The sequence below is a fragment of the Azospirillum brasilense genome, assembly GCF_022023855.1.
Lineage (GTDB): Bacteria > Pseudomonadota > Alphaproteobacteria > Azospirillales > Azospirillaceae > Azospirillum > Azospirillum brasilense_F.
The window spans coordinates 246,252-263,479 of sequence record NZ_CP059452.1; the positions used below are offsets into that span (position 1 = coordinate 246,252).

Sequence of the window (17,228 nt, forward strand, 5' to 3'; positions counted from 1 at the left end):
CGACGACTCCTCCGTGATCGCCGGTCCGGGTTGCGGGTGCTGGGGCGACGTTTGTTTCCGCCCGTCGGACGGACGGCTTGTTGTGTGCCACAGTCAGTACGTCGGATAATCGATTTGCTGGGTGGCCGCAATGGTAAAATGAATTGACCAAACGCAGCGCTGCGCTGCTGCAATGCACAAAGAAAGCGGCGCCTCCCGACCGGATGGAAGGCCGAGCGGCGCCGTAGGGAATAAAGCTCGGCAGTGGATGACGCCCCTTCTCCCCGGGGGGAGGAGAAGGGGGTCGGACTTCGACGCTTACGGGATCATCCAGGGCAGGATGTAGGCCTGGATCATGGTGATGACGCCGATGATCGCGACGAAGAACAGGCTGTGCTTCACGGTGAAGCGGAACAACTCGGACTCGCGGCCGACCAGACCCACCGCGGCGCAGGCCACGGCGATCGACTGAGGGGAGATCATCTTGCCGGTGACGCCGCCGGTCGTGTTGGCCGCGACCATCAGCACGTCGGACACGCCCACCTGCTGCGCCGTGGTGGCCTGCAGGCCGCAGAACAGCGCGTTGCTCGACGTGTCGGACCCGGTCAGGAACACGCCCAGCCAGCCCAGGATCGGCGAGAAGAACGGGAACAGGAAGCCCGTGCCGGCCAGCAGCAAGGCTAGGGTCGAGGACAGGCCCGAGTAGTTGGCGATGAAGGCGAAGGCCAGGACCATGCCGATCGAGTAGATCGGGCGCTTCAGCTCGCTGACCGTCTCGACGAAGGTCTTCACGCCGTCGGCCGGGCGCATCTTCAGCATGACCATCGTGATGATCGCGGAGATCAGGATGGCCGTGCCGATGGCCGCCAGCAGGTCGAGCTTGTAGACGGCGTCGATGGGCTTCGGCGAGGCGACGATCGGGGCGGCCTTCAGGACCAGCTTGTCCAGACCGGCAATCGGGAAGTACAGCACCGTGTCGGCCAGCGCGCCGCCCTTGGCGAACAGGGCCTTGAAGGGCTTCAGGCTCCAGATCGTGACGATCACGGTCAGGATCAGGAAGGGCGACCAAGCCTTGGCGATCTCACCGGCGCTGTAGCCGCGCTGGGCGTTGAACTCGCTCGACGCCATGGCGCCGACCGACTGCGGCACCGGACCCGACGCCAGCGGCGAGTTGGCGAAGCGGAAGATCGCCTTCGGCTTCCAGAACTTCAGGAAGACAGTAATGCTGACGAGGCTGACCAGGGCGGAGGTGATGTCCGGCAGCTCCGGCCCGATGAAGTTGGCGGTAAAGTACTGGGTGACGGCGAAGGTGCCGCCGGCGACCAGGATGGCGGGCCAGGTCTCGCGCACGCCCTTCCAGCCGTCCATGATCATGATGATCCAGAAGGGCACGAAGACGGACAGCAGCGGAAGCTGGCGGCCGGCCATGGCGCCGATCTTGAACGGGTCGAGCGAGGTGACCTGACCGGCGACGATGATCGGAATGCCCATGGCGCCGAAGGCCACCGGGGCGGTGTTGGCGATCAGGCAGAGACCGGCGGCGTAGAGCGGGTTGAACCCCAGCCCGACCAGCAGCGCCGCGGTGATGGCGACCGGCGCGCCGAAGCCCGCCGCACCTTCCAGGAAGGCGCCGAAGGAGAAGCCGACCATCAGCATCTGAAGCCGCTGGTCCTCGGTGATTGACACCACCGACGAGCGGATGATCTCGAACTGACCGGTCTTGACCGTGATCTTGTAGAGGAACACGGCCGCCACGATGATCCAGGCGATGGGCCACAGGCCGTAAAGGAAGCCGTATCCGGCGGACGCCAGCGCCATGCCGACCGGCATCTTGTAGAACAGGATGGCGACGGCCAGCGAGATGGCGACGGTGATGGTGCCCGCGATGTGGCCCTTCATGCGCAGAACGGTCAGCGCGATGAAGAAGAAGATGATCGGCAACGCGGCCACAAGTGCCGAAAGCCAAAGGTTACCCGCGGGATCGTAGACTTGTGTCCAGGGCTGCATGTTTCCTACCTATGCCGCAGATTCTCGGTTCTGCGCTTTGGCCTGCGACCGTGAGTGGAGCCCGGACCCGCGCGTCTTATCCGGACGCGCGCCGCCTGTCATTCCACGGCCGATCGGTCGTGGAGATCAGTTTTTTCTTGGGTTGGGCTCCGGTCAAAACTTATGACCAAAGGCTCAGAACGGATACATTGGGTCGCAATGGTTGGCAATAGGGAAAATTCAATTTACCGTCAGCGTGGCGAGGGACTTTTTCTTGCCCGTGGTATTACCACCTGAACCCTTCGATAGCGCTGCGATCGGGAAACGGTGCCATGGGTGCGGTTGGGCTGGACGCGCGAAAGCCGTGACGATATCTAACCTTCGGGACCGGATGGGATTTCTGCGGATGCAGGGCAAGGGGCAGGGCAAGGGAATGATAAAGCCGGCCAAATTGGCGGACGCCATCGCGGATCATCTGGAGACGCTGATCCGGGAGGGCGTGCTGCGTCCGGGGGAGAAGCTGCTGCCGGAACGGGACCTGGCGCTCAAGCTGGACGTCTCGCGCCCGTCGCTGCGCGATGCCCTGGAGAAGCTGGAGGAGCGCGGGCTGCTCGTCTCCGGGCGCAACGGCACGCACATCGCACAGTTCCTGGCGCCCATCGCCGCCCCGCTGGCGGCGCTGCTGCAATCCGATCCGGACGCGCCCTTCCATTATCTGGAGTTCCGCAGCTCCATCGAGGCCGCCGCCGCCAAGCTGGCCGCGCAGCGGGCGACCGACCTCGACCGCAAGGCGATCCGCGCCCTGGCCCAGCGCATGCGCGACGCCCATGGGAAGGATGATCCGTCGGAAGAGGCCGATGTGGACGCACAGCTTCACCTCGCCTTCTACGAGGCGGCGCACAACACGGTGATGTTGCACATCATGGGCGCGCTGTCGGAGATGCTGCGCAACGACGTGTTCTACAACCGCGATCGGCTCTACACCCGGCCCGGTGTGCGCGATCTGCTGCTGGACCAGCATCTGGCCATCGTCGACGCGGTGCTGGCCGGCGATGCCGAGGCCGCCCATGCGGCGGCGGAGGCGCACGTGATGTTCACGCTGCACACCCTGCGGGAAATCCGCGAGGACGACACGCGGCTCGAGGCCTCCCTGCGCCGCATCGGGCGCACCGACCTGATCGAACCCGCCGAACGGACCTGAGTCCCGTCCGGTCGTCCCTCATTCGGGAACCCGAGGGCCATTCTTGGTTTTACACGGCTGTAGGCCAAGGGAGGTCCAGCCGTGCCCACCGCAACGCCACTCGTCGAAACGCTGCCGTCCATCATTCCCTATTGCGGCGCTCCGCCGGTGCCGGACGGGTTCTGGAGCGCCTGGAACGGCGACCCGGTCCTGCTGTCCGTCTTTGCCCTGGCCGCCGTGGGATACGCGGCACTGGCAAAGCGGCATGGGGCGGCCATGGAGCGGCACCAGCCCTGGTCCTTCGCCGCCGGGTGGCTGGTGCTGTTCGCCGCCTTCGTGTCGCCGCTGTGCAACCTGACCTCCGCCCTGTTCTCGGCGCGGGTGGTCCAGCATCTTCTGACCATCCAGGTCGCGGCGCCCCTGCTGGTCCTGTCCTGGCCGATGGGCGCGGTGCGCTGGCCCAGTTGGGCGCGGACCCTGGCGTCACCCCTGGCCGTTCCGGAAATCGCCTGGGGTCTGTTCGGGCTGTTCCTCTGGGTGTGGCACCTGCCGGGCCCCTACATGGCGGCGCTTCGCTTCGACGCGGTGCTGTGGGTCATGCACGCCAGCCTGCTCGTCGGCGCGGTTGCCGCGTGGCGGACGGTGCTGGCCCCGGACGGCCCGGCGATGCGGGGGAGGGGCTTGCTGTCGGCCTTCGGCACCTCGGTCCATCTCGCCATCCTGGCGGCGCTGCTGATTTTCGCCCCGCAGCCGCTGTTCTTCTACCATCTGGACACGACGGCGCCCTGGGGCCTGTCCGCCCTGGCCGACCAGCAACTCGGCGGCCTCATCATGGGGGTGGTCGGGGCGGCGGTCTATGTGGCGATCAACCTCTACGCCCTGGCGCGCTGGCTGATGGTGCCCGAGCGGCAGCGCACCTGACGTGACGCTGCCGTTGCCGCCGCAACCCTCACGGACGCGCGGACACCGCCCCCGCGGTTCGCAGGCTTAGGGCGTCGTGCAGCGAGGCGGCCAGGGTGCGGGCCACGCAGTCGTAGCCGAAGTCGTTCTGATGGATGCCGTCCGGTCCGACCAGATCGTGCATGGCGGCCTGCCGGGTTTCCACCCACTGGCGCATCACCGCGTAGCGGTGGAACAGGCCAATCCCTTCCTCCGCCGCGACGCGGGCGATGCGGGCCTCCATCTCCTCGTGCCGGAGCTTCGCCAGCATGGCCGGGGCGTATTGCAGGTCCATCAGCACGACGTCCAGACCGGCGCCCTTCAGCGTCCGCACGCCGCTGCGGATCACCTGTTCCGCCGCGTCGGGATCGTCGCCGCGCAGGACGGTGTTGGCCGCAACCTGCCAGATCACCAGATCGGGCGTTTCGTCCAGAACGTCGCGCTGGAACCGCTTCAGCATGTCGGGTCCGGTCTCCCCGTTGGCGCCCTTGTTGAGGACGGTCAGGGCGAGCCCGGGATAACGCGCGCCCAGATGCTCGGCGAGCCGCGCCGGATAGCTGTGCTCCGCTTTGCTGGCTCCGGCCCCGGCGGTGGAGGACGAGCCGATGGCGACGATGCGCAGCGGCCCGCCGGCGGCCAGCGCCCGCGCGCTGCGCGGCAGCGGAACGGCAAGGTCGGCGGTCTGCACGGACACGGCGCAAGCCGCTGCCCTTGCCGGCTCGGGCTTGGCCGTCAAGCCGGCGAGGAAAGGGACCAGGGACAGCAGGGCGGCTGAGAGGACGGCGGCCCTCCGGCCACGAGTCCGGGGGGCGGGCGTGCCTGTCACGGAGCGGGTCTCCCGGCGCGGTCGATCATGGTGGACACGGTGTCGGCCAGGATGCGGCCGAGGCAGCGGTGAACGAACTGGTAGGCCTGCAGCTTTTCCTCCTTGGAGTCGGGGGTGAAGCCGACGCGACCCTCCTCGAACCAATGCCGCATCATCTCGAAACGGGGGAAATGGACCACGTCGCTGTCCTGCGACACCCACTCCACATAGTCCAGGTAAGGCTGGAAGGTGATGAGCTGCGTCGTCTGCGGGCTGTACTGCATGTCCATCAGGATCACGTCGGCGCCGCGCCCCTGGGCCGCCGCGATGCCTTGGCCCAGCGCCTCCCCGAAGCTGTCGGGTCCGATGTTCCGCATGGCGTCCGCCGTCCCCACCTGCCAGACCAGCAGGGAGGCGGAGGAAGAGGCCAGTTCCCGGTTCAGGATGGGCAGCATCTCCTGTGCGGTCGCCCCCGGCGCGTTGCGGACGGTCACGCTGACCTTGCGGTCGGGCATCCGGGCCGCCAGTTCCTTCTCCAGCTGGGCCGGATAGGCGGTGTCGGGTCGCGAACCCGCCGAGTTCAGCACCAGGATGGGCAACGCGCCGCCGCGCTTCAGCCGTTCCCAGGCGCGCGGCAGGGCGCCGTCGATGGTGTAGACGGTTTCCGGAACAGCGCAGGGATCGCTGGGGGCCTCCGACGCCGCCTGCGCGACGCCCATGCCGATGGTGGCGGTCAGTCCCGCGAGGACGGCCAGGGTCAAGACGGTCGCGCGCTTCATGCGCTCGGGTCCTTGGCTGGGGCCATTGGGGCGTCAGGGACCAATGGGGCGGCGGGTGCCGCGGGCGGGGCGGATGCCGATTGGCGTGGCGGCCGTCCCACGGACTGATACCAGGTCAGCACCCGCGCGGAGGCCACCATCACGGCGATTCCGGCGAGTGTGACCGAAAACTGGGCCAAAAGCGAGGCGGACCAGTGGTTCAGCACCGTCTGGCCGGCGAAGGACAGGAAGATGCCCAGGCAGAAGACCTGAAGCGACTGGCGCCCGCACAGGATCACCGGCGCCAGTGCCGGCCAGCGCAGCCACGCGCTGTCGAACCGCGCGATCTGAAGAACGACGTAGGCCAGCGCGCAGAAATGCGCGAGCCGCAACAGGTCGAGGTCGGTCTTGCTGATCGGGTAGAGGATCTCCGCCAGCCACACCGGCATCAGCGCGGCCATCGGCGCGACCTGCCAGGAGATCACCAGCAGCAACGAGGCGAACAGATACCCTCCCGCCAGCCACAGCAGCGCCGTCCGCCGCGTCGTCAGGGCGGCCGCCACCCCGGGCAACCGCTGCATGGTGGCCCCCAGCACGAACAGGAGCTGCCAGGCGAAGGGGTTGAAGAACCAGACGCCGCCGTCCGGATAGGTCGGCAGGTTCCAGTCCAGGATGCGCGCCACCGTGTAGAGCGTGACCGACCCGGCCAGCAGGACCAGCGGCCAGCGCCGCAGCACCGGCAGCACCACCGGAAGGGACAGCAGCAGCACGATGTAGAGCGGCAGGATGTCCAGGTTGGCCGGCCGGAACTTGAGCGCCAGCGCCTGCACCAGCGACACCGCGGGATCGGCGAAGAAACCGGCGATGCCCATTTCCTCGGTGAACAGGGGGTTGTCGAAGACCCGCGCGGTGTAGGCGACCTGCGCCGTGAAGGCGATGAACAGGAAAAGATAGGCGATGTAGAGCGTCCAGCAGCGGTCCAGCACCTTGGCCGCCGCGAACCGCCAGCCGTGCTTGTCCAGTATCCGTGAATAGACCAGCGACGATGTGTAGCCGGAGATGAAGACGAACACCTCGGTCGCATCGCTGAGGCCAAAGTTGCGCATCGTCACCCAGGCGATCTGATTGCCCGGGATATGGTCCACGAAGATGAACCACAGGGCCAGCCCGCGGAAAAAGTCCAATCGAAGATCGCGTATCCCGCCCGACGCCACCGCCTTGTCCCGCTCTGGTTTCGTGTGCGGTGCACCGTGGCACGGCGCCCCGGTCTTGGCAATCGGCGTCCTGCAGAGGGCCACAGCGGCCGCATTTGGGCTTTACCGGCCCCGGCGAGAAGAGGGAGGGGTCAAATTCAAGCGTCGGCGTCGGCCTTGCGCACCCGCACATGGCTGTCGTGGAAGGCGGCGCCGCCGAAGGGCGCAACCGGGTCGGCGCCGGTCAGGCTGTTGATGCCGCGTCCGCCCTCGTGCGCCGCGTTGGGCCAGATCGATTCGGCGATCACCACGCCCCGCCGCACCCCGTCGAACAGCCGAGCGTGCAGGAGCACCGCGCCGCGACCGTTGGCGGCCTCCACCCGGTCGCCCTCCGCGATGCCCAGCGTCGCCGCGTCCTCGGGGTGCAGCATCAGGCTCGGGCGGCGCTCCCGCCCCGCGGAGGTCGGGGTCTCTGTGAAGCTGCTGTTCAGGAAGTTGCGGGCCGGTGCGGTGACCAGCCGGAAGGGATGCTTGTCGTCCGCCTCCTCCGTCACCGCCCAATGGTCGGGGAAGGTCGGCATGGCATCGACCGGGCCGAAGGTGGACGGGGCGGCGTAGGGGACCTTGGGCCAGTCCGGCTTCAGGCGGAACTTGCCGTCGGGCCAGCGGAAGCCCTTCACGAAATGCGCCGTCTCGAAGTCCGGCTGCACGTCGAGGAAGCGTTGGGATTCCAGCGCCTCCAGCGTGCCGTGGCCGGACGCCCGCAACGTGGCGTCGATCAGCTCCCGCTCGGTCATGGCGAAGCCGGGGTGGGAGTCGCTGCCCAACCGCCGCGCCAGTTCCCCGATGACGGCGTGGTTGGGCCGGCAGTCGCCGGGCGGATCGACCAGCTTGGGCCCGAGCAGGATGTGCTGGTTGCCGCCCGCCTGATAGAGGTCGTCGTGCTCCAGGAACATGGTGGCGGGCAGCACGATGTCGGCCATGCGCGCCGTCTCGGTCATGAACTGCTCATGCACGCAGACGAACAGGTCGTCGCGGGCGAAACCGCGGCGCACACGGGCCTGATCGGGGGCGATGGTCACCGGGTTGGTGTTCTGGATCAGCAGCGCCGTCACCGGCGGGCCGCCGGTCAGTGCCTCCGGGTCGCCCTCCAGGATCGGACCGATGCGCGACTGGTCGAGCATGCGCACGGTTGGGTCGCGCAGGTCCAGCCCCTCGATCAGCGTCTTGTTCCAGCCGTAGATGCCGCTGTTGGAATGGAAGGCGCCGCCGCCCTCCACTTTCCAGGCGCCGCTGACCACCGGGATGCAGGAGGCCGCGTGCATGTTCACCGCCCCGTTGCGCGAGCGGGTGAAGCCGTAGCCCAGCCGGAAATAGCTGCGCGGCGTCCGCCCGACCAGCCGGGCGAAGGCCTCGATCTCCGCCGCCGGCAGGCCGGTGATGGCCTCCGCCCACTCGGGCGTCCGGCTGGCGAGATGCGCTTCCAGCCCGGCGGGGTCGTCGGCGTGGCTGGCGAGATAGCCGCGGTCGGCCAGCCCGTCGCGGAACAGCACGTGCATCACCGCGCAGGCCAGCGCCCCGTCGCTGCCCGGACGGATCAGCAGGGGGATGTCCGCCTGCTCCATGGTCGGGGTGCGGTAGACGTCGACCACGGCGATCTTCGCCCCGCGCTCCTTGCGGGCGCGGACGGCGTGGGTCATCACATTGACCTGGGTGGACACGGCGTTGGTGCCCCAGATCACCACAAGGTCGGATTTGGCCATCTCGCGCGGGTCGGCCCCGGCCAGCTTGCCGGTGCCGGCCAGCCAGCCGGCCCAGGCCGGGTTGGTGCAGATGGTGGCGAAGAAGCCCGACCAGCGCCGGGCGTGGCGCAGCCGGTTGATGCCGTCGCGCTGCACCAGTCCCATGGTGCCCGCGTAGTAGTAGGGCCACACCGTCTCCGGCCCGTGCCGGCGCTCCGCCTCCAGGAATTGGTCGGCGACGATGTCCAGCGCCTCGTCCCAGGAAATCGGCTCGAACTGGCCGGAGCCCTTGGGGCCGGTGCGGCGCAGCGGCTGGGTCAGCCGGTCGGGATGGTGCACCCGCTCGGCGTAACGGGCGACCTTCGCGCAGATCACCCCAGCGGTGTAGCTGTTGTCGGCGGCGCCGCGGATGCGCCCGATGCGGCGCTCGTCCAGCACTTCGACCTCCAGCGCGCAGGTGGACGGGCAATCGTGCGGGCAGGCCGAGGCGTGGAGGCGGGGGGCGGGGCGGTTGGACATAATTCTACAAATGGGTGCGGGACGGGATCAGGGAAGGGCGGCGGTGCTGTGCAGCGTCACGCGCAGGCCGCCGTGCGAAACCGACGGGCCGGCCGGCTGGAAGGGGAGGCCGGTGGCCTGGGCCAGCGACGCCTCGTTGGTGACGAGACCGACCCGCCAGCCGGAGAAGCGCGACAGCAACGTCTGCCCCAGCGCGCCGTAGAGGGCGAACAGCGGCTTCTTCTCGCCGATCCGCGCGCCGTAGGGCGGGTTGACGATGACGAGGCCCGGCGGACCCTCCGGCGGCATCAGGTCGCTGACCGCGTGCTTCTGGAAGTCCGTCAGGGCGGCGACGCCCGCGCGCTCGGCGTTGGCGCGGCTCATGGCGATGGCCCCGCCGTCGCGGTCGCTGCCGTAGAAGCGGACGGCGGGCGCAGCGCCCGTGCCGCCCGCCGAACGCATCGCCTGCCACGCCGCGTCGTCGAAGGAGGCGAGCTGTTCGAAGGCGAAGCGGCGGCTGCGGCCGGGGTGAAGGCCGGCGGCGATCTCCGCCGCCTCGATGACGAAGGTGCCGGAGCCGCACATGGGGTCGACCACCGGCTCGGTGCCGTCGAATCCGCAATGGTGCAGGAACAGGGCGGCCAGCGTCTCGCGCAGCGGGGCCTTGTGGATCTCCTCCTTGTGGCCGCGCTTGTGCAGGGACTCGCCCGACGTATCGACGCTGATGGTGCAGAGGTCGTCGTCGATGCGGGCCTTGATGGAGACCTCGGCCTCGGCGGAGATGGGGGCGCCCAGCTCTTCGGTGATGGCGCGCTCGATGCGCTGGGCGGTCGCCCCGGCGTGGTAGATGCGCGAGCCCTTGCAGGACGCCTCGACGCGGACCGGCACGTCGGGGCGCAGGAACTCGGCCCAGGGCACCCGGCGCGCCCGCTTGTCGAGCTGGGCGAGGTGGAAGGCGCGGAAGGAGGCGACGCGGGCCAGCACGCGGGTCGCCCCGCGCAGCTCCAGGTTCGCCCGCCAGACCTCCGGCCAGCCGCCGCGGACGGTGACGCCGCCCTTGATGGCGGTGGCGTCGCGGAAACCCTTGGCCTTCACCTCCGCGCAGAGCACGGATTCCAGGCCCGGCGCGGTGACGATGAAGATCTCGAAATCGGTGCCGGTACGGTCGGCGGCGGTGTCGCTGGTCATGGCCCCTAGATATCCCGAAGCCCCGCCGCCTTCGACATCTTTCTGGCAACTGGCCCCCTAACAACTGGCCTTGCCGATGGCGGCGGTCAGCCGCTCGTAGCCGGCGCGGGTCAGATGCACCGGATCTTTGTAGAGCGGGCAGGCGCCCTCCGCCGGGCAGGCGTCGCGCAGCGGGGTGTCGGCGTCCACCACGCGCAGGCCGGGAGCGGCGAGGGCGGTCAGCCGCCGGTTCACTTCGGCGACGCGTTCGGCGAAGATGGCGTTGCCGTCGCGCCGCGGCAGCAGGGTGAGAAGCGTGACGCAAGCGCCGGGCGCGGACCGCTTCACCTCCGCCGCGATGGTCCCGATGGTGCCGGCGATCTCCGCGGCGGAGCGGTTCGGCAGGTCGTTCGTCCCGACCAGGATCAGCGCGGACCTCAGCCCCATACCTGGCCCGAAGGACTGCCGCACCCGCCACAGCAGGTTTCCCGTGGTGTCGCCCCCGGCCCCGAAATTCATCGGCTCCGTGTCGAACAGCCGGCGGGCGAGGTCGGGCGGCCAGCCGGCGATCAGGGAATCCCCCAGCAGCATCGCCTTCGGGTCCTGCCGCCGCAGCGTTTCCATGCGCGTCACCAGCCAGTCCGGGTAGGGCGGCTGCGTGCGCGGCCCGACAGTCGTTTCGCCGTGCGCCGGGACGGCCAGGACCACCAGCAGTGTGGCGATTCCGGCCCATCCCGCTTGGGTGATCCGACTCACGCCGCCTTCGCCGGAAGAGCGACGGCCGGGACCTGCTCAGGATGCAGGGCGGGCGGCGAGAGGTCCAGCACGGCGCGCTCCCCCTCGGTCAGCGGGCGCACGGCGTTCACGATCAACGCGACGGTCAGCGGACCCTTCGTGGCGGGGGCGTCCAGCACGAGGTCGGTGGCCCGGCCGGGATGCACCTCGAACCGCTCCTCGGCCAGAGTCGTGCCGCCCTCCGTGGCGATGGAAACCGCGACGCGGAGCGGGACGGAGTCCCGAAGGGGGCAGCGCAGGGTGGCGCCGAGATGGAAGGGACCGGGTGCGTGCACGCCGGTCCAGCGCAGCGTGGTGCCGGGTCGCTCCGGATCGGGGCCGTGCAGGCGGAACAGGCCCTCGTAAGGGCGGCACCAGCTGTTTCCGTTCAGCAGGTGGGCGGTTCCGGCGCGCAGGTCGCCCGTGATGGGCTTGCTCATGTCCTGATCGGGGCCGAGGGGGAAGCGGAGTTGCACCAGCGTGTCCGGCGTGCCGATGCGCAGGGCGGCGTGGCGCTGCGTCCAGTCGTGGCAGGGGAACAGGCGCAGCGCGCCCTGGACGATGGAGAACCACGCCGCGGCGTCGATGTCGTCCGCCTGATGATAGGGGGCGAAGCGGGTGACGTAGCCGCGCATCAGACCGGGCCGCTGCCAATCCACGCGGCCGATGCGGGTGGGATCGTCCGTTGCCTGAACCTCCAGCAGGGCGAAGTCGTCGTGGCCCGCAAGGGCGGCCAGCGCGTCATGCAGCCCATCGATGGTGGCGGGGGCGATGCCGGGATTCGACTTCACGACGAAGATCACCCCGCCCAGCGCCGCCCGCGCGGTGAACTTGGCCTGAAGATACTGGATCTTGCGCGTTTCCCGGCGGTGCAGGGCGCGCCGTGTCGCCTCGTCGTCGCGGAACGCCAAGCGCCCGCCGGTCATGTCGGACTTCATGTCGCTGTGCCAGCCGATGCCATAGGCGGAATCCAGCACCATGCCGGTGCGCAGCGGCGACAGGTTCTCGAAGCGGTACATGCCCTCAAAGTTGGCGCGCAGCTTGGCGAGAAGCTGGTCCGGCTTCATCGAGGCCCAACGGAACAGGCTCCCCGCCTCGCAGGACAACCGGCGCAGGACGAAGCCAAATTCGCAATTGTCGCCGAGACTTTCGAAGCGCAGAAGGTCGTCCGCGCCGACGCCGATGGTCATGCCGATGGTCATGCTGCTGTCCCGTTTCGCTGCCAAGCCGTGGGTTTCGGCAAGCCTAGCGCGAGCCGGTCGGGACGCGTCAACGGGTGGTGGCGATGGCGCCGAAAAGATCACCGCGAATTCGAGGTAATTCCTAAACCGTCCGGGTGACCTTGAGCAGATGGCGGGGCCGGTCGGGGTTGAAGCCGCGCGCCACCGCCAGCCGGGCCATGAAGGGGTAGAAGGCCTGGATCGCCGCGATGGGATCCAGCACCGGGTGCAGCGGCGGCGGCAGGGGCAAGGGCGTGTCGGCCAGAGCGAGCGCCTGCCCCTCGGCGGAGGCGACCAGCAGATGGGCGCCGGCCTCCTTCAATGCGCGGGCGGTGTCCAGCACGCCGTCCAGCGTCTCGTCCCGCACCGCCACCACCAGCACGGGGAAGCCCGGCTCGACCAGCGCCATCGGGCCGTGCATCACCTCCGCCGCGCTGAAGGGTTCGGCGTGGGCGGCGGCGGTTTCCTTGAACTTCAGCGCCATTTCCTGGGCGATGGGATAGCTGCGGCCCCGCGCGACGATCAGCAGGCTGGATACAGATTCCAGCACCGGCTGCGCCGCCGACCAGTCCGCGGCACCGGCCCGTTCCAGTTCTTGGGGGCAGCCGTGAAAGAGCGTCGAGAAGCGTCCGGTCATCCGTCCAGACGGCGGTCAGCCGGGCGATGGCCGCGAGGCTGGCGACGAAGCTCTTGGTCGCGGCGACGCTGCGTTCCGGCCCGGCGTGCAAGGGCAGGGGATGGGCGACCCGCTCCGCCAGCGGCGAGTCCCCGGCGTTGACCAACGCCGCCGTCAGCGCGCCGCCGGCCCTCGCCATTTCCGCGACGCGCAGCAGGTCGGGGCTCTGGCCCGATTGGGAGATGGCCAGAACGAAGGCGTCCTTCACCCGAAGACCGGCGCCATAGGCCGTGACGACCGACGGCGCCGCCGAGGCGGTGACCAGCCCCAGCGCCGTTTCGAACAGGTAGCGGGCGTAACCGGCGGCGTGGTCGCTGCTGCCCCGCGCGATGGTCATCGCGAAGGGCGGCGGCACGGCCCGCAGCCGATCTGCGAGGGCCGCCACCGCTTTGACGTCGGAGTCCAGCAGGCGCCGAACCGCCGCGGGGGCGGCTGCGGCTTCCTGCATCATCAGGGGAGTGCTGGTCATGGGTCGGCCTCCGTTCCAGGCCGATCATAACACGGTCTTCCGGCCAACCTCACGCCGGGCCGGACGGTGCCTTCGCCAGAACGGCGGCGTCGGAGGTGTCCACGTCCTCGACAGGGGCGGGCTCGGCCTGGGGCGGTTTCCAGTTGCGCAACCGGCTCACCATCGCGCCGGCCTGGGTCTTCCAGCGGTCGGCCTGGGCGCGCATCGATTCGCCGCCCTGGACCAGCAGGCGGCTGGGCAGCGGGCCGGGCGTCTCGAAGGTGCCGATGTGAAGCGTCTCGACCGGATGCTTGCCGGCGAGACCGCGCTTGAACTGGTAGACGCCGGGGTTGGTCTGGGCGTTCACCCCGTGCAGGTCGTAGCGCAGCCCGCCGTTCGCCTTGATCCACAGCATCGCCCGCCATTGCAGCAGGTAGGCGGCGTTGACCCGCAGCCCGGCCTCCAGCGTGGCGGAGTTCTGCATCTGCCCGGTGGTGCCGAACAGCGACACGACGACCCCGGCCACCGGCCGCCCCTCGTGCATGGCGAGGAAGGCGCGCATCTTCTGGCGCGGCGGCAGCGCCTCGTTGATGCGGGTGAAGGTGCGGCTGTCGTAGGCCTTGAAGCCTTTGCGGCGCTGCGTCTCGACGAAGATGTCGTCGATGGTTTCCAGCAGTTCGGTATGGGAGCCTTCGACGACCTCGATCCCCATCCGCTCGGCCTTGTTCAGCCCGCGCCGCCAGTGGTGGGACACATTGGAGCGCAGGCCCGCTTCGTCCGGCGTCAGGTCGGTGATGAAGGTGCGGTAGGGGGCCTTCTCCTCCCGGAACCGCATCCCCAGCGAGGCCAGGGCCTCCGTCACCGTCTCCCCGTCCGCCTGGGAGACATGGGGCAGCAGGCGCAGCAGCAGGCCGCGCCGGTCGGTGTATTCCGCCTTCAGCGCGTGCAGCGCGGTCATCAGGGCGGCGTGGTCCGGTCCCTGGCCGCGCGGGTGCCACATCGGCCCCCACATGACCAGCGCCAGGCCGCCGATGCCTGGGACGCGGCGCAGCAGCACCTGCACCGCGGCCACCGGGCGCCCGTCGCGCCGCACGACGAGGTGGCTCAACTCCCGCCCGGCGTGGGCGATGCGGCCATAATCCCAGGTCTGGAAGATGTTGGCGTCGTCGAAGCCATCGAGAATGGCGTACCAGCCGCTGCGGTCGACCCGGTCGATCTCGATGGAGGACGCGGGGCACAGGACATCGCCACCAAGCGCGTCGGTGTACATTCAGGTTTCTCCCCTGGAATTCACGGCGATCGTTTCTTGTGGAAGCGTTTGGTAACGGTAGGGCTGTTGGTCACACGGTTCCGCCGGAGCGGTAGAAGGTGCTGAAGGCGGGGCGGGCCGAGAAGGCCGCCTGCGGGATGTCGAGCAGGCGGCGCAGCCGGTCGCGCACCGCCGGTTCCAGGACCGCGGCGACCAGCAGGGCCACGGCGATGGACAGGGCGCCGCCCGTCACCGCGCCGGCCATGGAGGAGACCCCGGCCTGCATCGCCAGCGCCTTGGCCGAGCCGCCGATCACCTCGTGCAGCAGGTAGAGCGGGTAGGTGGCCAACCCGACCACGCGCAGCAGGGCCAGCAGGGACGGCGGCAGCGTGGCGATCTCCGCCCGCCAGCGCGCCGAGGCGGCGATGGCGAGGAGCGACGCTCCCCAGATCAGCAGCGGGTTCATCCACAGATCGGCGAGGTTCAGCGGGACGGGGGAGCGCTCCACGAACTCCAGCGACCGGGCGGTGATCTCCAGCGGTGCGGCGATCAGGGCCAGCAGGGCGCCGGCCATGCCCGTCCGGGTCAGCTTGCCGCAGGACCACAGCCACAGGAAGATCCCTAGCGCGAAGAACACGCCGTGGCGCAGCAGCGTCATGTTCAGCATGCCGTATTCGAACTCCAGGAACGGCAGGCTGACGACGCTGAAGACGTGCAGGCTGTAGACGCCGAGATAGGCCGAACTGGCGGCGGTCAGCGCGAGGGCGAACTGGGGCAGCCGATGGAAGTTACCGCTGAACAGCAGCAGGAAGACCGCGGCGTAGAAGGCGATCTCGACCGGCAGCGTCCAATAGGCCGACGCGATGTAGGGGCCGGCGGGCGCCAGCGAGAAGGAGGCGATGAAGCGCCGCGCCAGATCCGGGTCTGCACCGGGCATGAGTACAAGGGCGACGAGGCACAGGATGGAGCAGACCCAGGCCGCCGGATAGAGACGCAGCAGACGCGACCGGATGAAGGCGATCGGTGTGGCGTTGTTGGCCGAATTGGCGATGACAAAGCCCGACACCACGAAGAAGACCTGCACTCCGGCCCAGCCGGACCACATGACGTCGGCGACCGCGGGGTCGCGCCAGGTCAGGTGGAAGCCGGTGACCAGCAAAGCCGCGGCGAAGCGGACCATGTCGATCCCATAAACGTAATCGGCCCCGGACCTGTGACGGGCAGACCCGTCTCCCGGCAGAGTTTGCATGATCGGCGATTCAGGCACGATTCCTCCCTTCCTGCATGGGACGTGCCCATGTGCAGGTTCTCGACGTCTGTTGATTCCGGAAGACGGGCGTAGTGCGGCCTCAGGACGCAACTTGCGTGCTGCTGGGGAGCATACTCGCTGGTGGGCGCGGAAACAGAGGCCCGAACGGATTCAACAGGAAATCTGCGGGAGTATACTGTTCAGATGACCGGTCGTTACCGAAGCCATGGCACAATGGGGTGGTGCAGAGCGCGAACGGTCCACCCGATCCCGGGCGTTTTACTTTGAAGGGATGCTCCGAAGAGCGAAAGGCACACGGCCCGCCCCCGGTCAGGCCGGGAACGGGCCGTGTGCTTACCGGCTGGGCGGTTTGCCGCCAGTGCCGGACGGCGGGTGCCTTACTGGTAGTTCAGGCCGCCGTTGATGTTCAGGGTCGAGCCGGTGACGTAGCCGGCAATCTCCGACGCGAGGTAGGACACCGCGCCGCCGATCTCGTCCGGACGGCCCAGGCGCTTCATCGGAACGCTGTCGGTGATGGCCTGGCGGATGTCCTCACGGATGGCCATGACCATATCGGTGCCAATGTAGCCCGGGGCGATGGCGTTGACGGTGACGCCCTTGGTCGCCAGCTCGGCGGCCAGCGCCTTGGTGAAGCCGATCACGCCGGCCTTGGCGGCCGAGTAGTTGGTCTGGCCAGCCTGGCCCTTCACGCCGTTCACCGAGGAGATGTTGATGATACGGCCCCAGCCGCGCTCGGCCATCTTCGGCGACACCTGCTGGGTGACGTTGAACAGGCTGCTCAGGTTGGTGGCGATGACCGCATCCCACTGGGCCTTGTCCATCTTCGCGAAAAACTTGTCGCGGGTGATGCCGGCGTTGTTCACCAGGATGTCCACCGGGCCCAGGTCGGCCTCGATCTTGGCGACCATCGCCTTGCAGCTTTCGAAGTCGGAAACGTCGCCTTCCGCCACGTAGAACTTGAAGCCGAGGGCTTCCTGCTGGCCCAGCCAGGCGGCGGCCGGCTCGAAGTTCGGCAGGCAGTTCGCCGCCACGATGTAGCCGTCCTTGGCCAGGGCCTGGCAGATGGCGGTGCCGAGACCGCCCATGGCACCGGTGACGAGCGCGATCTTCTGAGACATTACAATCGCTCCAGTAATAGAAACGGCCAGCTCCTGGTGAGGCAAGCCCGCTGGTGAACCGCAGAAGCAAAGGGGTTGCTTCTTGTTACGGATGCTGTCGTGCCGATGGTCCTTAAGGAGGAGCCATCAACCGCGGCGGCAGGCATAACATAGAACAAGTCCGGCTCCGGGCCAATGCGCTGCAACATCGCAGATGCGAGCGGGTGCGATTTTTCACAGGAATGTC

General features: G+C 68.7%; 13 protein-coding genes and 1 pseudogene. 2 read left to right on the forward strand and 12 right to left on the reverse strand.

Features of this window, described 5'->3' with window-relative positions:
• Positions 1-297: 297 nt before the first annotated feature.
• Complete coding sequence (lldP, locus tag H1Q64_RS27675) at positions 298-1,986, reverse strand: L-lactate permease (RefSeq protein WP_237907620.1); 1,689 nt, start codon at positions 1,984-1,986, stop codon at positions 298-300.
• 370 nt (positions 1,987-2,356) lie between these two features.
• Between lldP and H1Q64_RS27680 the strand changes: the two genes are divergently transcribed.
• Both H1Q64_RS27680 and H1Q64_RS27685 read left to right on the forward strand, forming a co-directional pair.
• The gene (locus tag H1Q64_RS27680) at positions 2,357-3,166 is read left to right on the forward strand and encodes an FCD domain-containing protein (RefSeq protein WP_237907621.1); all 810 of its coding nucleotides are present in this window, start codon (positions 2,357-2,359) and stop codon (positions 3,164-3,166) included.
• 81 nt (positions 3,167-3,247) lie between these two features.
• Complete coding sequence (locus H1Q64_RS27685) at positions 3,248-4,066, forward strand: cytochrome c oxidase assembly protein (RefSeq protein WP_237907622.1); 819 nt, start codon at positions 3,248-3,250, stop codon at positions 4,064-4,066.
• A gap of 28 nt (positions 4,067-4,094) precedes the next feature.
• Here the strand turns inward: H1Q64_RS27685 and H1Q64_RS27690 are convergent, their stop codons facing one another.
• The 11 genes and pseudogenes from H1Q64_RS27690 to H1Q64_RS27740 all read right to left on the reverse strand — a co-directional run bounded on the left by H1Q64_RS27690 (position 4,095) and on the right by H1Q64_RS27740 (position 17,002).
• Positions 4,095-4,778: an SGNH/GDSL hydrolase family protein gene (locus H1Q64_RS27690; RefSeq protein WP_237907623.1), complete on the reverse strand. Its 684-nt coding sequence runs from the start codon at positions 4,776-4,778 to the stop codon at positions 4,095-4,097.
• 128 nt (positions 4,779-4,906) lie between these two features.
• On the reverse strand, positions 4,907-5,668 hold the full coding sequence (locus tag H1Q64_RS27695; protein WP_237907624.1) for a hypothetical protein: 762 nt from the start codon (positions 5,666-5,668) through the stop codon (positions 4,907-4,909).
• Entirely contained in the window at positions 5,665-6,831 is a 1,167-nt protein-coding gene (locus tag H1Q64_RS27700; RefSeq protein ID WP_237907625.1) for an OpgC family protein, read from the reverse strand. The genes H1Q64_RS27695 and H1Q64_RS27700 overlap by 4 nt, the downstream gene beginning before the upstream one ends.
• A 167-nt stretch (positions 6,832-6,998) precedes the next feature.
• A complete protein-coding gene (locus tag H1Q64_RS27705; protein ID WP_237907626.1) occupies positions 6,999-9,101 on the reverse strand; it encodes a molybdopterin-containing oxidoreductase family protein in 2,103 nt (700 codons plus the stop codon).
• Between the two features lie 27 nt (positions 9,102-9,128).
• Positions 9,129-10,268, reverse strand: coding sequence for a THUMP domain-containing class I SAM-dependent RNA methyltransferase (locus H1Q64_RS27710; RefSeq protein WP_237907627.1), 1,140 nt, complete (start codon positions 10,266-10,268; stop codon positions 9,129-9,131).
• Positions 10,269-10,325: 57 nt separating this feature from the next.
• A complete protein-coding gene (locus H1Q64_RS27715) occupies positions 10,326-11,003 on the reverse strand; it encodes an SGNH/GDSL hydrolase family protein (protein ID WP_237907628.1) in 678 nt (225 codons plus the stop codon).
• The gene (locus tag H1Q64_RS27720; protein ID WP_237907629.1) at positions 11,000-12,223 is read right to left on the reverse strand and encodes a hypothetical protein; all 1,224 of its coding nucleotides are present in this window, start codon (positions 12,221-12,223) and stop codon (positions 11,000-11,002) included. Before H1Q64_RS27720 ends, H1Q64_RS27715 begins: the two co-directional genes overlap by 4 nt.
• Positions 12,224-12,344: 121 nt before the next feature.
• Positions 12,345-13,386, reverse strand: a pseudogene (locus H1Q64_RS34180) (SIS domain-containing protein).
• Positions 13,387-13,435: 49 nt separating this feature from the next.
• Positions 13,436-14,635 carry a lipid II:glycine glycyltransferase FemX gene (locus tag H1Q64_RS27730; protein ID WP_237907630.1) on the reverse strand — a complete coding sequence of 400 codons (1,200 nt, stop codon included), beginning with the start codon at positions 14,633-14,635 and terminating at the stop codon, positions 13,436-13,438.
• A 70-nt stretch (positions 14,636-14,705) separates the two neighbouring features.
• On the reverse strand, positions 14,706-15,794 hold the full coding sequence (locus tag H1Q64_RS27735; RefSeq protein ID WP_237907631.1) for an acyltransferase family protein: 1,089 nt from the start codon (positions 15,792-15,794) through the stop codon (positions 14,706-14,708).
• A gap of 467 nt (positions 15,795-16,261) precedes the next feature.
• Positions 16,262-17,002: a beta-ketoacyl-ACP reductase gene (locus tag H1Q64_RS27740; RefSeq protein WP_149163848.1), complete on the reverse strand. Its 741-nt coding sequence runs from the start codon at positions 17,000-17,002 to the stop codon at positions 16,262-16,264.
• Positions 17,003-17,228: the final 226 nt, after the last annotated feature.